This window comes from Pseudomonas sp. SW-3, assembly GCF_016615645.1.
In the GTDB taxonomy this organism is placed as follows: Bacteria; Pseudomonadota; Gammaproteobacteria; order Pseudomonadales; family Pseudomonadaceae; genus Aquipseudomonas; species Aquipseudomonas mandelii.
The window spans coordinates 4,554,088-4,568,476 of sequence record NZ_CP067098.1 but is presented as its reverse complement, the minus strand read 5'-3'; the positions used below and the strand labels follow the sequence as shown (position 1 = coordinate 4,568,476).

Annotated in this window: 15 protein-coding genes and 1 pseudogene; 13 read left to right on the top strand and 3 right to left on the bottom strand. The window is 59.5% G+C overall.

Going from position 1 to position 14,389, the window contains the following annotated elements:
• Positions 1-48 precede the first annotated feature (48 nt).
• Together JIO00_RS20445 and JIO00_RS20440 are read right to left on the bottom strand one after the other, a co-directional pair.
• Positions 49-840 (bottom strand): hypothetical protein, encoded by a 792-nt coding sequence (locus JIO00_RS20445; protein WP_200666739.1) that lies wholly within the window; start codon positions 838-840, stop codon positions 49-51.
• A gap of 99 nt (positions 841-939) precedes the next feature.
• Positions 940-1,893, bottom strand: a complete 954-nt coding sequence (locus tag JIO00_RS20440; RefSeq protein WP_200666737.1) for an alpha/beta hydrolase — start codon at positions 1,891-1,893, stop codon at positions 940-942.
• Between the two features lie 129 nt (positions 1,894-2,022).
• On the opposite strand from JIO00_RS20440, the gene aroC reads away from it, so the two are divergent.
• From aroC to mtnC, 5 genes and pseudogenes are all read left to right on the top strand, one after another.
• On the top strand, positions 2,023-3,114 hold the full coding sequence (aroC, locus tag JIO00_RS20435; protein ID WP_083376042.1) for a chorismate synthase: 1,092 nt from the start codon (positions 2,023-2,025) through the stop codon (positions 3,112-3,114).
• 33 nt (positions 3,115-3,147) lie between these two features.
• The gene (locus tag JIO00_RS20430; RefSeq protein ID WP_200666735.1) at positions 3,148-4,293 is read left to right on the top strand and encodes an MFS transporter; all 1,146 of its coding nucleotides are present in this window, start codon (positions 3,148-3,150) and stop codon (positions 4,291-4,293) included.
• Positions 4,290-4,916 carry a methylthioribulose 1-phosphate dehydratase gene (locus JIO00_RS20425; protein ID WP_200666733.1) on the top strand — a complete coding sequence of 209 codons (627 nt, stop codon included), beginning with the start codon at positions 4,290-4,292 and terminating at the stop codon, positions 4,914-4,916. Before JIO00_RS20430 ends, JIO00_RS20425 begins: the two co-directional genes overlap by 4 nt.
• Positions 4,917-4,950: 34 nt before the next feature.
• Positions 4,951-5,495, top strand: a pseudogene (locus tag JIO00_RS20420) (1,2-dihydroxy-3-keto-5-methylthiopentene dioxygenase).
• A gap of 4 nt (positions 5,496-5,499) precedes the next feature.
• Positions 5,500-6,183 (top strand): acireductone synthase, encoded by a 684-nt coding sequence (gene mtnC, locus JIO00_RS20415; protein ID WP_154501359.1) that lies wholly within the window; start codon positions 5,500-5,502, stop codon positions 6,181-6,183.
• A 205-nt stretch (positions 6,184-6,388) separates the two neighbouring features.
• Here mtnC and JIO00_RS20410 read toward each other — a convergent pair whose 3' ends face one another.
• A complete protein-coding gene (locus tag JIO00_RS20410; protein ID WP_010456630.1) occupies positions 6,389-6,667 on the bottom strand; it encodes a DUF3509 domain-containing protein in 279 nt (92 codons plus the stop codon).
• 344 nt (positions 6,668-7,011) lie between these two features.
• Here JIO00_RS20410 and JIO00_RS20405 point away from each other — a divergent pair, with 344 nt between their 5' ends.
• From JIO00_RS20405 to JIO00_RS20370, 8 genes are all read left to right on the top strand, one after another.
• On the top strand, positions 7,012-8,838 hold the full coding sequence (locus JIO00_RS20405) for a long-chain-acyl-CoA synthetase (RefSeq protein ID WP_154501358.1): 1,827 nt from the start codon (positions 7,012-7,014) through the stop codon (positions 8,836-8,838).
• A gap of 96 nt (positions 8,839-8,934) precedes the next feature.
• Positions 8,935-9,453, top strand: a complete 519-nt coding sequence (locus JIO00_RS20400; protein ID WP_010456625.1) for an ankyrin repeat domain-containing protein — start codon at positions 8,935-8,937, stop codon at positions 9,451-9,453.
• 246 nt (positions 9,454-9,699) lie between these two features.
• Positions 9,700-10,230: a hypothetical protein gene (locus tag JIO00_RS20395; RefSeq protein WP_010456623.1), complete on the top strand. Its 531-nt coding sequence runs from the start codon at positions 9,700-9,702 to the stop codon at positions 10,228-10,230.
• A gap of 64 nt (positions 10,231-10,294) precedes the next feature.
• On the top strand, positions 10,295-10,486 hold the full coding sequence (locus tag JIO00_RS20390; protein ID WP_010456621.1) for a PLDc N-terminal domain-containing protein: 192 nt from the start codon (positions 10,295-10,297) through the stop codon (positions 10,484-10,486).
• Positions 10,487-10,736: 250 nt separating this feature from the next.
• Positions 10,737-11,612, top strand: a complete 876-nt coding sequence (gene speE / locus JIO00_RS20385) for a polyamine aminopropyltransferase (protein WP_010456619.1) — start codon at positions 10,737-10,739, stop codon at positions 11,610-11,612.
• 176 nt (positions 11,613-11,788) lie between these two features.
• Complete coding sequence (locus JIO00_RS20380) at positions 11,789-12,022, top strand: hypothetical protein (RefSeq protein WP_200666731.1); 234 nt, start codon at positions 11,789-11,791, stop codon at positions 12,020-12,022.
• 214 nt (positions 12,023-12,236) lie between these two features.
• Entirely contained in the window at positions 12,237-12,578 is a 342-nt protein-coding gene (locus tag JIO00_RS20375) for a ribonuclease E inhibitor RraB (protein ID WP_200666729.1), read from the top strand.
• A 393-nt stretch (positions 12,579-12,971) separates the two neighbouring features.
• Positions 12,972-14,381 carry a circularly permuted type 2 ATP-grasp protein gene (locus JIO00_RS20370; RefSeq protein WP_010456613.1) on the top strand — a complete coding sequence of 470 codons (1,410 nt, stop codon included), beginning with the start codon at positions 12,972-12,974 and terminating at the stop codon, positions 14,379-14,381.
• Positions 14,382-14,389: the final 8 nt, after the last annotated feature.

The window sequence follows — 14,389 nt, the reverse complement described above, 5'->3', positions numbered from 1 at the left end:
GGTGGGAACGTGGCTTGCCCGCGAAGACCGCGCCGCGGTCTCGGATCGTTACCGGTGCGTAGCAATCCAGATCAGTAACCCCGCCTGAAACACCGCAAACGCCACCAGGCACGTAATGGTAAAGCGCAGACCGGCGTCTTCACGCTTGTACTTGCTGACCTTCTCTTCGTGTTTCTTCAGCTTCACTTCCTGCTCGGCCAGATTCTGCTCGGCCTGTTGAAGCATCTGCGCGGCTTCGAGTATTTCCACCACTTGCAGCTTTTCGCTGTTCCAGTCACCCACCAGGTCTTCGACCTTTACTTCTTTGACGCTGCCTTTCAAATGCTGGGCGTCGGCGTAGACCACTTCAAAGCCATGGGCCTTGAGAAAGTGATCGCGGCGCAGGCGCGTGTCTTCGTTCAACGCATCTTTATTGTTCAGATCCGTGCCGTCGACGGTGTAGCCAGGCCAACGCTTCTTCGCCCAAGTGATGCCCTGGGCGGCCATGAACCGGCCGATGCCACGGTTCATCGGTTCAATCTGCAAACCGCTTTCAGGCTCGAAATGCACACGCTTGGCGGTGTGATCGACCCACACGTCCAGATGGTTCTGCTCTTTGCGCACGCGCTGACCGGGCAGCTTGATGCTCATGCGCATCAGGCTGTGGTCCTTGCTGTGGCGGTCGGCGTAACCGAATTCGACAAAGCGCAATGGCCGCCCACCGGTATTGCGGTCGGTTTGCAGCGGCGCCAGGCGGAGCATCTTGTGGTGCTCGACGTGAACGTCCGCCCACGGCAGCTCGACCGCTGGCGGTGCGTCTTTTTCAGCGGTCGTGTCGGGTGAAGTCTGGGTATCAGTCATAACGGCGAGATCCTGTCCAAGCTCTGCTTGTCGTCAGTCATAGCGCTGGCGACAAAGGCTTATCGGCCGTTTTTTTCAGGACTGGAGGGTGAGTAGTGGCTAACTGGTGCGAAGTCCGTCAATAAACTCGAGGATTCGCGCGCCGAGTTCGGCGGCCAACGGCAATTGCGGGTCCTTGTAAGAGGCCATTTGTCGTTTCACGTCGTTGGGCACGATGCGCATGACGTGGTTCATGCCTTCGATCAGCGCCAGTTCGGCGTCCGGTTTGGCCGCCTTGAGCATCCTGGCGTCACCGACGCCGACCTGAATGTCGTTGCTGCCCTGGATGATCAACGCCGGCATTTTCAATTTGGCGAACGCTGCCTCCGGGTCCTGACGGAACAGCGAAATCAGATACGGCTGCACGCTCCGGCGGAAAATCACCTGTAACTGCGGCGGCACGTTGTCGTCGGTTTTGCCGGCCTTGAGGCTGTCGAGCAGCTCATTGCTGCGCAGCATCAACGGCGGTGGCAGGCGATTGCTCAATTGCTGACGCAACACCTGGTCGATCGGCCGGGCGCTGCCCGACATGGAGATGACCGCGGCGGCATCGACGCTGGGCGCCGCAAGGCTGGCGATCAAGGCGCCTTCGCTGTGGCCCAGCAGAATCAGCTGGCCAAAGCGCGGGTCGGTTTTGAGCTTGCGGCCCCAGGCCTCGGCGTCGGCGACATAAGCTTCCACCGACAGATTGCGCTCGTCCGGCGTCGCTGCGAGGCTCGCCGCCACGCCGCGCTTGTCGTAACGCACGCTGGCGATGTTGTGTTTGGCCAGCACCCAGGCCAGCCGCTTGAGGCTGTCGTTACGGCCGCCGTCGGGGTTGTTTCCGTCACGATCCGTAGGACCGGAGCCGGAAATGATCAGGACAACGGGCACGGGGGTGTCGGATTTAGGCAGCAACAGCGAGCCGAAAAGCTCCCCGGTGCCGGTATCCAAAGTGATCGGGCGTTGCAGGACAGTGGCCTGGGCAAAGCCGGTAAACAGGGTAAGGCTCAAGGCTAGAACTCGCAGCATCATCACGCCATCATTCACAAAGGTGCCGGTTGGACTCGCGGGCACCCATAAGGTTCGAGGATGAACTACTTGGGTAGCCTGCGTATACTGGCGCGCATTACGTATTCAGGTTCATTTCACGGAGCGTCCTGCATGTCCGGCAATACCTACGGCAAGCTGTTCACTGTCACCACCGCGGGCGAAAGCCATGGTCCGGCGTTGGTCGCCATTGTCGACGGCTGCCCGCCGGGGCTGGAGATTTCCGTTGAGGATCTGCAGCGCGATCTGGATCGCCGCAAACCCGGTACCAGCCGCCACACCACGCAGCGCCAGGAAGCCGACGAAGTCGAAATCCTCTCCGGCGTGTTTGAAGGTCGCACCACCGGTTGCGCCATCGGCCTGTTGATCCGCAATACCGACCAGAAGTCCAAGGACTACTCGGCGATCAAGGATCTGTTCCGCCCGGCCCACGCCGACTACACCTATCACCACAAATACGGCGAGCGCGATTACCGCGGTGGCGGACGCAGTTCCGCCCGCGAAACCGCCATGCGTGTAGCCGCTGGTGCGATTGCCAAGAAATACCTGGCCACCCAGGGCATCGTCATTCGCGGCTACATGAGCCAGCTCGGCCCGATCGAGATCCCGTTCAAGACCTGGGATTCGGTGGAAGAGAACGCGTTCTTCAGCCCGGACCCGGACAAGGTGCCGGAGCTGGAAGCCTACATGGATCAGCTGCGCCGCGATCAGGATTCAGTCGGCGCCAAGATCACTGTCGTCGCCGAAGGCGTGATGCCAGGCCTTGGCGAGCCGATCTTCGACCGCCTCGACGCCGAACTGGCCCATGCGCTGATGAGCATCAACGCCGTGAAAGGCGTGGAAATCGGCGCCGGTTTCGCCAGCGTCGCCCAGCGCGGTACTGAACACCGCGACGAAATGACCCCGGAAGGCTTCCTCAGCAACAACGCGGGCGGCATTTTGGGCGGTATCTCCTCCGGTCAGCCGATCGTTGCGCACCTGGCCCTCAAGCCGACCTCGAGCATCACCACTCCGGGCCGCTCGATCGACGTTCATGGCAACCCGGTGGACGTCATCACCAAGGGCCGTCATGACCCCTGCGTCGGCATCCGCGCCACGCCGATCGCCGAAGCGATGATGGCCATCGTGCTGATGGATCACCTGTTGCGTCATCGCGGGCAGAATGCCGACGTGCGCGTGAGCACGCCGGTGCTGGGTCAGCTTTAATGGCTGACCTCAACGCCGCTGCGGTCTGACGACGTGGCGGCGCTCCCATACTGGCGGCTCTCCAGTTTCTATCTGTTCTATTTCGCCTTGCTCGGTTCGACAGCACCGTTTCTGGCGCTGTACTTCGATCACCTGGGGTTTTCCAGCGCGCGCATCGGCGAACTGGTGGCGATCCCGATGCTGATGCGTTGCGTGGCACCGAACATCTGGGGCTGGCTGGGTGATTACACCGGCCGCCGCCTGGCCATCGTGCGCTTCGGCGCCGTCTGCACCCTGCTGACGTTTTCGCTGATTTTCGTCAGCCAGACCTACGCCTGGCTGGCGATGGTCATGGCGCTGCATGCGTTCTTCTGGCACGCGGTGTTGCCGCAGTTCGAAGTCATCACCCTGGCGCACTTGAAAGGGCAGACGTCGCGCTACAGTCAGATCCGCCTCTGGGGGTCCATCGGTTTCATCATCACCGTGGTCGCGCTCGGCCGGATGTTCGAATGGCTGAGCCTCGACATTTACCCGGTGGCGCTTGTGCTGATCATGGCCGGCATCGTCGTCAGCAGCCTGTGGGTGCCCAACGCTCAACCGGTTCAGGGCGAACGCATTGCCGGAGACGGTTTTCTCACGCAATTGCGCAATCCCGGCGTGTTGGCGTTTTACGCTTGCGTGGCGCTGATGCAGGTGAGCCACGGGCCTTATTACACCTTTTTGACGTTGCACCTCGAACGGCTCGGTTACAGTCGAGGCGTGATCGGCATGCTCTGGGCGGTCGGCGTGGTCGCCGAAGTCCTGATGTTTCTGGCCATGAGCAAAATCCTCGCGCGCTTCTCGGTGCGTCGGGTGCTGCTGGTGAGTTTCCTGCTGGCGGCCGTGCGCTGGTTGCTGCTGGGCTCGCTGGCCGAATTCCTTTGGGTGCTGCTGTTTGCCCAGGTGCTGCACGCTGCAACATTCGGCAGCTTTCACGCCGCTGCCATCCAGTTCGTGCAACGTAGCTTCGGTGCGCGTCAGCAAGGTCAGGGCCAGGCGCTTTACGCCGCGCTCGCCGGCACTGGCGGCGCATTGGGCGCGTTGTATTCCGGCTACAGCTGGAACGCCCTCGGGGCCACGTTCACCTTTAGTATTGCCAGTCTCGCAGCCTTCGCCGCTGCCGTTATCATTGCCACACGCATGCAAGAGGACAGGCCATGAGCCTTACCCGTGAACACCTCGCCCAGGAAATCATCGACGCCGGGCGTTTTCTGTACGGTCGCGGCTGGTCGCCGGCCACCAGCAGCAACTACTCGACCCGCCTGTCGCCGACCGAAGCGCTGCTGACCGTGTCCGGCAAGCACAAAGGCCAGCTGGGTGTGGATGATGTGCTGGTCACCGACCTGTCGGGCAACAGCCTGGAACCGGGCAAAAAACCGTCCGCCGAAACCCTGCTGCACACCCAGCTCTACAGCTGGCGCCCGGAGATCGGCGCGGTGCTGCACACCCATTCGGTGAACGCCACGGTGCTGTCGCGCCTGACGCCAGAAGATTTCATCGAGTTCGAAGATTACGAACTGCAAAAAGCTTTCAGCGGCGTCTCGACCCACGAGTCCCGGGTGCGCGTGCCGATTTTCGACAACGACCAGGACATTGCGCGCCTCGCCGCCAAGGTGCAGCCTTGGCTAGAAGCCCATCCCGATTGCGTCGGCTACCTGATTCGCGGCCACGGCCTCTACACCTGGGGCGCGCGCATGAGCGACGCCCTGCGGCAGATCGAAGCGTTTGAATTTTTGTTCGAATGCGAGTTGAAGATGCGCGCGGCTTTGAACCGTCAAGCATGAACCGCAACGCATGAACCGTTAAGGAGTTGCCCTGATGAGCAGCCTGTCCGTTTACCACGTCTCAAGCCCTGATCTTCCGAACAAGGTGCTGACCCATTTCGAAGACATCGCCTCGACCCTGGCCGAGCAGGGCGTGCGTTTCGACCGCTGGCAAGCCACCGCGAAAATCCAGCCGGGCGCCAGTCAGGAAGAAGTGATCGCGGCGTACCAGGAACAGATCGACAAACTGATGACCGAGCGCGGTTACGTCACCGTCGACGTGATCAGCCTGAACAGCGATCACCCGCAAAAAGCCGAACTGCGCGCCAAGTTCCTCGACGAACACCGCCATGGCGAAGACGAAGTCCGATTTTTTGTCGCCGGCCGTGGGCTGTTCACCCTGCACATCGACGATTACGTTTACGCGGTGCTCTGCGAGAAGAACGACCTGATCTCCGTACCGGCCGGCACGCCGCACTGGTTCGACATGGGCGAGCATCCGCACTTCGTCGCGATCCGACTGTTCAACAACCCTGAAGGCTGGGTGCCAACTTCACCGGCGAAGACATCGCCAGCCGCTTCCCGCGTCTTGAGGACTGAGCCGATGCCGATCAAAGCGATTCTCACCGACATCGAAGGCACCACCAGCGCGGTGAGTTTTGTGTTCGACGTCCTGTTTCCGTATGCCGCCAAACACCTGCCGGACTTTGTTCGCCAGCACGCCGGGCGCGCAGATGTGGCCGAGCAACTGGCCGCCGTGCGCCGTGACAGCAACGAAGCGGACGCCGACGTTGAGCGGGTGATCGAAATCCTGCTGGGCTGGATTGCCGAAGACCGCAAGGCCACGCCGCTGAAAGCATTGCAAGGCATGGTCTGGGAGCAGGGCTATCAGGCCGGACAGTTGAAAGGTCACGTTTACCCGGACGCCGTTGAAGCGCTCAAGCGCTGGCATCAGGACGGTTTTAAACTGTTTGTGTATTCCTCGGGCTCGATCCAGGCACAGAAGCTGATCTTCGGTTGCTCGGAGGCGGGGGACTTGTCGCCCTTGTTCAGCGGCTATTTCGACACCACGTCGGGGCCCAAGCGTGAAGCACACTCTTACGAGCGCATCACCCAGGCGATCGGGCTGGAGGCTGCGCAGATTGTGTTTCTGTCCGATATCGTCGAGGAACTGGACGCGGCGCGCGCCGCTGGCATGGCCACTTGCGGACTGGCCCGGGAAGGCGGGGAGCTGGCAGGGCATGTCACCGTCGACAGTTTTGCCCGGATTGATCTTTCCACCTTTTAACGTCGAAACGACTTACCTGTAGGAGCGAAGCTTGCTCGCGAAGGCGGCGTGTCCGTCAACATTATTGACATCTGCTCCATCGCCTTCGCGAGCAAGCTTCGCTCCTACAAAGGCTCAGTACAGCTTCAAAAACAAAACAGGCCGTGGAGCGAAAGCTCTCACGGCCTGTTTTTTTACAGCGCGTCTATTTACACAACCGCAAGGTTCACGCCGAGTGATAGGTCGGCAGGGCAAACCGCTGCTGGCTTTGCAGCATGGAGATCTGCGGCAGTTCGCTGGCCTGTTCGGCCAGATCACGGCGAATTGCACTGATCACCCACGACAACTGATCGCCGGCATGCAATTGCTGGTACGAAATCGAACGCTTGAACACTTTGCCTTCGGTGCTGCGCAGGGTCAGCAGAATGCCACCATCCGGACGTGGTTGGGTGTTCACTTCGAAGTTGGAGAACAGGGAGGTAAATTTTTCTTGGATCAGGCTCATGTCTATCAGCTCCGTTAGCACTTGATTGGCAAGCATGGAGAGGTAGTTGCAGTGATTGTGCCAGCACCTGATATTTTTAAAATCCTTATAAATCAATAAGTTATATTTTTGGTGGATTTTCGCTTTCGTGCAATCTGCATGAATGGCCATCGTGCATCCTGCATTTTGCGGGGTTGGCCTCGATTGGATGGAACCAATCACCCGCGCTGAGGTTCGCGATCTCGAACGCTCGGGGCGCGGATACAAAACATTTCAAAAACCGCGTGTACAGCTCAAGAACCGCTGACGTATTTTCGGACTCATAGACCGCCGCCCGACAATAAAAAGATCGAACGGGAGCAAGCATGAGCGACACGATTACCTGGAGCATGATGCTCCGCAAACTGCCTTCCATTGCCAAAGCCATTCCTCGGGTGGTGAAGGGCATGAAGGTTGCCAACGTCAAGGATCCGACCCAAGCGTGTGGCCTCGGCTGGACGTTCGAGCAAGCGACCTTGCGCAATCCCGATGGGCCCGCGTTGCTGCAAGGCGACGTGACGCTGAGTTATGCACAGGTCAATCAGTGGGCTAATCGCATCGCCCATCACCTGATTACCCAAGGCATCCGCAAGGGTGATGTGGTGGCGGTTTTTCTCGAGAACCGTCCAGAACTGCTGGTGACGATTCTGGCAGTGGCCAAGGTCGGCGCGATCAGTGCGTTGCTCAATACCTCGCAAACCCGCGACACCCTGGCTCACAGCCTGAACCTCGTGGCGCCTGCGGCGATCATTGTGGGCGAAGAACTGGTCCCGGCTTTCAGTGCCGTCTGCGAGCGGGTGTCGATCGAGCCGACGCACACCTGGTTCGTCGCCGATCAAGACACCTATCGACATCCCGGCCATGCGCCCGACGGTTTCATCAACCTGATGAGCGCCAGCGCCCAGGCGTCCAGTGAAAATCCGGCCAGCAGCCAGCAGGTTTTCTTCGACGATCCTTGTTTCTATATCTACACCTCAGGTACCACCGGGTTGCCCAAAGCGGGCGTGTTCAAACACGGTCGCTGGATGCGCAGCTCGGCGAGCTTCGGTCAGATCGCCCTGAATATGCAGCCCGAGGATGTCGTGTATTGCACCTTGCCGCTGTATCACGCCACCGGGCTCTGCGTGTGTTGGGGGGCGGCGATCAGCGGCGCCGCAGGATTTGCCATCCGCCGCAAATTCAGCGCCAGCCAGTTCTGGAACGACGTGCGCAAATACCAGGCGACCACCCTTGGTTACGTCGGCGAATTATGCCGCTACCTGGTGGATCAACCACCCACGGCCGAGGACAGCAAACACCGCGTGAGCAAGATGATCGGCAATGGCCTGCGGCCCGGCGCCTGGCGCGAGTTCAAGACGCGCTTTGCGGTTGAGCACATTTGTGAGCTGTACGCCGCCAGCGACGGCAATATCGGCTTCACCAACATCCTCAACTTCGACAACACCATCGGTTTTTCCCTGATGGCCTGGGAGCTGGTGGCCTACGACCACGACAGCGGCCAGCCGATTCGTGACGCCAAGGGCTTCATGCGCAAAGTCGCCAAAGGCGAGCAGGGTCTGTTGTTGGCGAGAATCGACGACAAGGCGCCGCTGGACGGTTACACCGATCCGCAGAAGACTGAAAAAGTCGTGCTCCACGACGTGTTCACCCTGGGCGACCGTTACTTCAATACGGGCGATCTGCTGCGCAATATCGGTTTTGGCCATGCGCAGTTTGTTGATCGGTTGGGGGACACCTATCGCTGGAAGGGTGAGAACGTCTCGACGACCGAGGTCGAGAACATCTTGCTGCAACACCCGAATATTTCAGAAGCCGTGGCGTATGGCGTGGAAATCCTGAACACCAACGGACGTGCCGGCATGGCCGCGATCACGCCTGCCGAATCCTTGGCGACCCTGGATTTCAGCGAGTTACTGGCGTTTGCCCGCGAGCAAATGCCCGCGTATGCGGTGCCGCTTTTCCTGCGGGTGAAAGTGAAAATGGAAACCACCGGGACCTTCAAATACCAGAAGACCCGGCTCAAGGACGAAGCCTTCGACCCCGGCAAAACCGGCGATGACCCGATCTACGCCTGGCTGCCCGGCACCCAGACTTACGTGCAAGTCACCGACCAGATCCTGGCGGATATTCGCGGCGGCAAGTACCGCTATTGAATGTGGCTATGGCGGCTCTTGAGAAAAAAGAAGTGACAGCCTTGGGGCTGCTCGGGAAACTGTCGGCTTTCCGAATGACAGACAGTGGAGTCCCCGATGTCAGACCAAAGCCGCCAGATGACCCCCGAAGAAGCCGCTGAATTTGCCGAACAGGTATTCAACAAGGCACGCGAGGGCGATGCGGCCATGATGGCTGCGTTGCTGACCAAAGGCCTGCCGCCGAACCTGCGCAACCACAAGGGCGACACCTTGCTGATGCTCGCCGCCTACCACGGCCACGTGGAGACGGTGAAAGTGCTGCTGGAACACAAGGCCGACCCGGAAATCCGCAACGACAACGGCCAGAGCCCGATTGCCGGCGCCGCGTTCAAGGGCGACCTGGCGGTGGTCAAGGCGTTGGTCGAGGGTGGCGCACAAGTGGAAGGCTCATCCTTCGACGGCCGCACCGCGCTGATGATGGCGGCGATGTTCAACCGCGTTGAAATCGTCGATTACCTGATCAGCAAAGGCGCCGATCCGAAAGCCAAGGATGCCAATGGCGTCACCGCGCTGGACGCCGCTAAAACCATGGGCGCGGTCGACACCACCGCGCAGTTGCAAAAATTGCTGGCCTGAATACGCACGCTCCCCTGTGGTATCGAGGCTTTTATGGCGAGGGAGCTTGCTCCCGCTGGGCTGCGAAGCGGCCCCAAAACCATTCACCGCAGTAGATCAGGTCGACCGCTTTCACCTGATTGACGACTGCTTTGCCGCCGAGCGGGAGCAAGCGCCCTCGCCACGCAGTTTTGGTCTGCTCGGTAACTCTCTCCGAATGCGCTATCCTTCGCGCCCTCAAAATTCACTCGCTACAGGATCCGCCCCATGAAAGCCGCACTCGTCGAACTCATCACTAAAATCAGCTCCGGGTGCATGAGCGATGACGAAATCCTGAAAGTCGCTGACGAAGCGGCTCAGGCCTACGCCGATCCCGAGGCTTTTCTGACGGCCAATCCGGATATCAACTACGACGACTCCTTCCCGATTCCACTGGGCGAGTGGGTTGTAGTGGGCAGCCTGCCGGAAACCGTGCTGTTCCAGGCCGACACCTACGTCGACCTGTTCGCCCAGATCGTCGCCTCGTTCGGCCCCGGCGTTGATTTCAACATCAAACCCAAGCAACTGGCCAAGACCGAAGCCCTGACAGCGCTCAACCGCATTCAGGTGCAGATGGGCAGCATGAACAAGGAAAACGGCGGTTACACGCTGATGAACTTCAGCCAGTTGCTCGACGACGAACTGCAAGTGGTGCTGGTCTACGGCAACGACGTACCGCGCGTGCTCGAGTTGTGCGCGCAAGTGGGTATCACCGCCGCGCCATCGCTCGAAGCCCTGAAAATAGCGGTCCACGTTTAAAAAACGGAACCCTCGCAAGGCCCGGCTATCCTAAGAGTGCACACCACTCTTAGGGAGCGACACCATGGGTTCCACGTTCAATGGCCTGATCGGCCTGATTATTCTTGTCCTGGACATTTGGGCAATCATCAACGTGCTCAAAAGTGGCGCTGACACAGGGATGAAAATCATCTGGGTGCTGCTGATTCTGCTGCTGCCTGTCCTGGGCCTGATCATCTGGGCTATCGCCGGGCCCCGGGGCAATGTGCGGATCTGACCCCAACACCGCCCCCCCCCTGTAGGAGCGAGGCTTGCCCGCGTAGAACGATTAAACGGTTTAACAGAGAGACCGAGTTATCGTTCTTCGCGGGCAAGCCTCGCTCCTACAGGTATGTGGGTGTCAGAAGGTTCGACCTGTCATCTTCCGCAACGTAGAATGCGCGCCTTTCCCGGTTAATCGAGCCGATCGATTGGCCATCATGGGCGGGTAACCGTCCGTTGCCACCGCATTCATCGGAGCACTTCCCATGAGCAACATCACCACCAGCGAATACCTGGAAACCCTCTACGAAGGCTACGGCCAGCGTTTTCGCATGGAAAAACTGCTGCACGAAGTGCGCACCGAACACCAGCACCTGGTGATTTTCGAGAACCCGCGCATGGGCCGGGTCATGGCGCTGGACGGCGTGATCCAGACCACCGAGGCCGACGAATTCATCTACCACGAGATGCTCACCCACGTGCCGATCCTGGCGCATGGCGCCGCCAGACGTGTACTGATTATCGGTGGCGGCGACGGCGGCATGCTGCGTGAAGTGGCCAAGCACCGCAGCATCGAGCACATTACCATGGTCGAGATCGACGGCACCGTGGTCGACATGTGCAAGGAATTCCTGCCGAACCACTCCAAGGGTGCGTTCGATGATCCCCGCCTGAATCTGGTAATCGATGACGGCATGCGTTTCGTCGCCACCACCACCGAAAAATTCGACGTGATCATTTCCGATTCCACTGACCCGATCGGTCCGGGTGAAGTGCTGTTCTCCGAAAACTTCTACCAGGCCTGCCGTCGCTGCCTGAACGAGGGCGGCATCCTGGTCACGCAGAACGGCACGCCGTTCATGCAGATCGAAGAAGTCAAAACCACTGCGGGTCGCCTGCGCAGTCTGTTCCCGGACTGGCACTTCTATCAGGCCGCGGTGCCGACCTACATCGGCGGCTCGATGACCTTTGCCTGGGGGGCGACCAACACCGCCTATCGCAAGTTGTCCCGCGAAACCCTGCAACAGCGTTTCGCCGGCAGCGGCATCATCACCCGCTACTACAACCCGGAAATCCACATCGGCGCCTTCGCTTTGCCGCAATACGTGCTGCAAGCGATCAACAAGCCAAGCAACGACTAAACTGAAGATGTACGCATAACCCCCTTGCAGGAGCGAAGCTTGCTCGCGAAAGCTTCGCTCCTGCAGGTTCCTGTATGTTTTTCATACCTGCATGCGGTAATCCGTTTGAACGATCACTCAGGCCAAAAGTCCAGATGGATGTAAGCCCATTTGCGGGTTTGTTCGAGGAGGCACTGATGCAAAAGTGGAAAATCACTTTCGTGGATGATCACGGTGAAACAGTCGATGAAGTCTTTGAGTGCGACGAGTGCCCGGATAACGAGCAAGCCGCGAAACTCATCAAAGGCCGGTTCCTTCCTGTCGCCGCTGAACTGGATCTGAATGATCTGGAAGGGCGCACCGCTGATGCCGGCGTAAAAAGTCTCAAAGCGCAGAACAGCATTCAAATCCTCGGCATCACGCCAATCTGAACAACACCTGTCTCATTCTTATCCAGGCCTTGGCAGCGCCTCCGTCTTGGGGCTACTCTGCAATCGAGATCAGCGAACGGATCGCTAAGGTCTGGACTTGTCAGCTACATGCTTGCTTCCCACCGGCGACCTGGTTGCCGCATCGCTCGCACCAATCGGTTGCGCGTGCCGGGAATACGGAAAGTCTATCCATCATGATTGAGGGGGACGTTTCATGAGCACAGCCTATCAAGAAGACATCAGCAGCAGCGTGTTGCGCCGCATGAAAGAAGGCGGTTTCGATTTTTCACGGTTCCATCCCATCGAGTTCTACGCCATTTTCCCGGACGAGGAGCGGGCACGCAGGGCGGCAGGGCAATACAAAGGTGAATCCTTGAACGCGCAAATCAGTGTGCGCGATGACGGCGCATGGGCGCTCGAACTGAGCAAAGTCATGTACGCCACCTACGATGATATCGGCGATTTCGAACAGGGTTTCGAGGCGGTGGTTGAGCCTCTGGGCGGCATCCTCGAAGGGTGGGGCGTCAAGCAGGAACTACGAGGGCGTCTCGCATAACGTTATGAACAGTGACAACGCTCAGCAACGGCTGACCTTCGGGTTGGCCGTTTTCGTTTGTGGCATCCGCCCCTTGGCAAAACCCTGAAACAAGAATCCCGAGGCAAAAAAAACCGCCTGAGCAGGCGGCTAAAGGGAAGTTTGGTCAGGTTTTGCAGCGGATGCGCGGATTATCCGCACCGCCGGCCGGGCAGTGAAATCAACTCTGACTATGCTGGTGATAGGTGACAACGTCGCCTTGCAATGAAGCGGGGGCGATCAGCGTGGGGCGTTTGCTGCACAGGATTGGTGCGGTGCAAACGGCGTGATTCTCCAACTGATTGATAACAAAGCGTTTCTGCCGATGGCACGGGCCTTGCGATGCCTAGATGTCCGGGTGACAAGGAGTACGGCATGATCCGCACCTATTTTGATGAGATGTACGATGCCGGCGGCCAGGTCCGCCCGCATTATCGGGAGTTTGCCCGTTGGCTGGCCGAGACGCCTGACGAGCTCTTGGCACAACGGCGACGCGAGGCCGATCTGTTATTTCATCGCGCCGGGATTACCTTCACGCTCTACGGTGATGAGCAGGGGACAGAGCGCCTGATTCCCTTCGATACCATCCCGCGCAGCATCCCCGCCAGTGAATGGCGGATCGTCGAGCGCGGCTGTATCCAGCGGGTCAAGGCGTTGAACATGTTCCTCGCCGACCTCTACCACGAGCAGCGCATCATCAAGGCCGGCATCATTCCGGCCGAGCAGGTGCTGGCCAACGAGCAATACCAGCTGGCGATGCAAGGGCTCGATCTGCACCGCGATATCTATTCGCACATTTCCGGTGTCGATCTGGTACGCGATGGCGACGGCACGTACTACGTGCTCGAAGACAACCTGCGTACACCCAGCGGCGTGAGCTACATGCTCGAAGACCGCAAGATGATGATGCGACTGTTTCCCGAGTTGTTCTCGGCCCAGCGCATCGCGCCGATCGACCATTATCCGAACCTGCTGCTCGACACTCTGAAAAGCTCCAGCCCGATCGATAATCCGAGCGTGGTGGTGCTGACGCCGGGTCGCTTCAACAGCGCGTTTTTCGAGCACGCCTTTTTGGCGCGAGAGATGGGCGTTGAGCTGGTGGAAGGCGCGGACCTGTTCGTGCGCGACGACAAGGTGTTCATGCGCACCACGGACGGGCCGAAGGCGGTCGACGTGATTTACCGTCGCCTCGACGATGCATTCCTCGACCCGCTGGCGTTCAACCCGGACTCGATGCTCGGCGTTCCAGGGCTGTTGTCGTCCTACCGAACCGGCAACGTGGTGCTGGCGAATGCCATCGGCACCGGGGTCGCGGACGACAAATCGGTGTATCCGTTTGTCACGGACATGATCCGTTTCTACCTGGACGAAGAGCCGATCCTGAAGAACGTGCCGACGTTCCAGTGTCGCAATCCTTCTGAACTGTCCCACGTGCTGGCCAATCTTCCAGACCTGGTGGTCAAGGAAACCCAGGGCTCCGGCGGTTACGGAATGCTGGTGGGGCCGGCGGCGACCGCGGCGGAAATCGAGTCGTTCCGCGCGCGAATCAAAGCCAAGCCTCATGCGTATATCGCGCAACCGACGTTGTCCCTGTCGACCTGTCCGACCTTTGTCGAAAACGGCATTGCGCCACGCCATATCGACCTGCGTCCGTTTGTATTGTCTGGCCGCGAAACCCGGGTTGTGCCCGGCGGTTTGACCCGTGTGGCCCTGCGTGAAGGCTCTCTGGTGGTGAATTCTTCCCAGGGCGGCGGAACCAAGGACACCTGGGTGGTCGAGGATTGAAGGAAGCC